The sequence below is a fragment of the Nocardiopsis halophila DSM 44494 genome (genome assembly GCF_000341245.1).
Classification (GTDB): domain Bacteria; phylum Actinomycetota; class Actinomycetes; order Streptosporangiales; family Streptosporangiaceae; genus Nocardiopsis_A; species Nocardiopsis_A halophila.
Genome location: NZ_ANAD01000279.1, coordinates 1 through 2,082, shown reverse-complemented (window position 1 = coordinate 2,082; position 2,082 = coordinate 1). Strand labels below are relative to the sequence as shown.

The window sequence follows — 2,082 nt, the reverse complement described above, 5'->3', positions numbered from 1 at the left end:
AGGGGTCGGCCTCGGCGGCGGCGCGGACCGAGGCGGCCAGGCGGCGGATGAAGTCGAGCACGGTCCCTCAGCTCTGGTGGTCGTTGCCGTTGTTGACGACGCGGGCGCCGGGGCCGATGGCCAGGCCCCCGGTGAAGGTGTTGTTGCCGCCGTAGTTGGCGACCCCTTGCACGTTGCACTGGTCGCCGGTGCCGGTGTGGACCGGGCCGTTGACGGTTCCGGCGACGGTGCCCACGTTCCCGGTGACGTTGCCGATGGTGGGGCCGGGGGTGCTGTCGTGGTGGTGGGTGTGGTGGTGGGTCTCATCGACGTTGAGGCCGCCGTGGATCTGGCCGGCCTGTACGGCGTTGTTCGCGGTGCCGCCGCTGAGCTCGTTGCCGTATCCGGCGGCGGGCGCCTGGGCGGGGCGGCGGGAGAACAGGCGGCGGAGGAACCCGAGCATCTGCGGTCACCCTTTCGTGTCTGCGGTGTTGACGTGTTCCACGCTAGGGTCCCCGCACCCCCAATGTCAACACTGCGGACAAAAATGGGCCCTGCCGGAGGTCGGCAGGGCCCGAGGGGGGCGGGGGCTAGGCCGGCGGCTGGGCCGAGGCGGCCAGGCACAGCCACATGCGCAGCAGCCGCACGCGGTCCTCTTCGGCGCCGTAGACCCCGGTCAGGTGCGTGCACTCGGCGTCGAGCGTGCTCCCGCGTCCGGCACTCTCGGCCACGGCCATGCTCAAAAGCCGCTGTGCGGTGTCGGCGTCGCGTCGGGCGTGGGTGCATCCCCCCGCCTCCGATTGCATGTGCGGGCCCAGGCGGCCGGCGCCGTAGTGGGCCGCGCGGCGCGCGGCGTGGGCCAGGGCCTCGGCCGTAGCGGTGGCCGAGGCCTGGGTCCAGGCGTCGATAAGCTCGGCGTCTTGGACGGCGTACGTCTTGATCAGTTCCGGGTGCCGGGCGTAGACGGTGGCCGTGGCCAAGGCCATAAGGGAGGTCCACGACAGGGGAGGCGTCCCGGGGGGCCTCGGCGGGGGAATGGGGCGCTTGCGGTCCGGATACATGTCTGTATGCGCCATATCAAGTCCTACGACTGAGTGTGAGGACTACCATTATGGCAGGCCGCACGGTCTTATCCAGTGCGAGAGGTGGATTACTTGCGACCCAAATACCGGCAGATCGCGGACGAAATAGCCGAGAAAATCAAAAACGGCACATACGCCCCAGGCGACCGCATTCCGAGTGAATCGGAACTCGTGCGCGCCTATGGGGCCTCACAGACCACCGTGCGCCGCGCGGTGGTCGAGCTGTCCCGGGACGGGCAAATCCTGGTGCGCCACGGATCGGGCGCCTTCGTCCGCGAGCACCGCCCCCGCGTGCGGCGCGTGCCCAACCGCTACGCGCGCGACCGCGGCGCATGGCTGCACGAGGCCGAGGCGGCCGGCCAGGGCGTCGAACAGGACCACGACACCGACCGCACCGCGGCCACGCCGGCCCTGGCCTGGCNCTACCATTATGGCAGGCCGCACGGTCTTATCCAGTGCGAGAGGTGGATTACTTGCGACCCAAATACCGGCAGATCGCGGACGAAATAGCCGAGAAAATCAAAAACGGCACATACGCCCCAGGCGACCGCATTCCGAGTGAATCGGAACTCGTGCGCGCCTATGGGGCCTCACAGACCACCGTGCGCCGCGCGGTGGTCGAGCTGTCCCGGGACGGGCAAATCCTGGTGCGCCACGGATCGGGCGCCTTCGTCCGCGAGCACCGCCCCCGCGTGCGGCGCGTGCCCAACCGCTACGCGCGCGACCGCGGCGCATGGCTGCACGAGGCCGAGGCGGCCGGCCAGGGCGTCGAACAGGACCACGACACCGACCGCACCGCGGCCACGCCGGCCCTGGCCTGGCGCCTGGGCATCGACGCCGGCGCCGAGGTTGTGCGCACCCGCTACCGCACCCGCATGGACGGCGACGTCGTGTCCACCTCGGTGTGCTGGGAGCCGGCCGACCTGGTGGCCGGCACCGACGTGGAGGACCCCCACACCGGCCCCATGGCCGATGCCGGGATCCGCGCCCGCATGGCGCACATCGGCATCACCGTGGACGT

At 70.7% G+C, this 2,082-nt stretch carries 4 protein-coding genes; 2 read left to right on the top strand and 2 right to left on the bottom strand.

All coding sequences use genetic code 11. From position 1 onward, the window contains the following. Positions 1-67: 67 nt before the first annotated feature. Positions 68-442 (bottom strand): hypothetical protein, encoded by a 375-nt coding sequence (locus D450_RS0128935; RefSeq protein ID WP_017542117.1) that lies wholly within the window; start codon positions 440-442, stop codon positions 68-70. Between the two features lie 127 nt (positions 443-569). Next, a complete protein-coding gene (locus D450_RS0128930) occupies positions 570-965 on the bottom strand; it encodes a hypothetical protein (protein WP_017542116.1) in 396 nt (131 codons plus the stop codon). 150 nt (positions 966-1,115) lie between these two features. Here D450_RS0128930 and D450_RS32065 point away from each other — a divergent pair, with 150 nt between their 5' ends. After that, positions 1,116-1,571: a GntR family transcriptional regulator gene (locus D450_RS32065; RefSeq protein ID WP_083932831.1), complete on the top strand. Its 456-nt coding sequence runs from the start codon at positions 1,116-1,118 to the stop codon at positions 1,569-1,571. Beyond that, on the top strand, positions 1,517-2,082 hold a 566-nt coding region (locus D450_RS33585; RefSeq protein WP_026128822.1), incomplete at its 3' end, for a GntR family transcriptional regulator. The genes D450_RS32065 and D450_RS33585, both read left to right, overlap by 55 nt.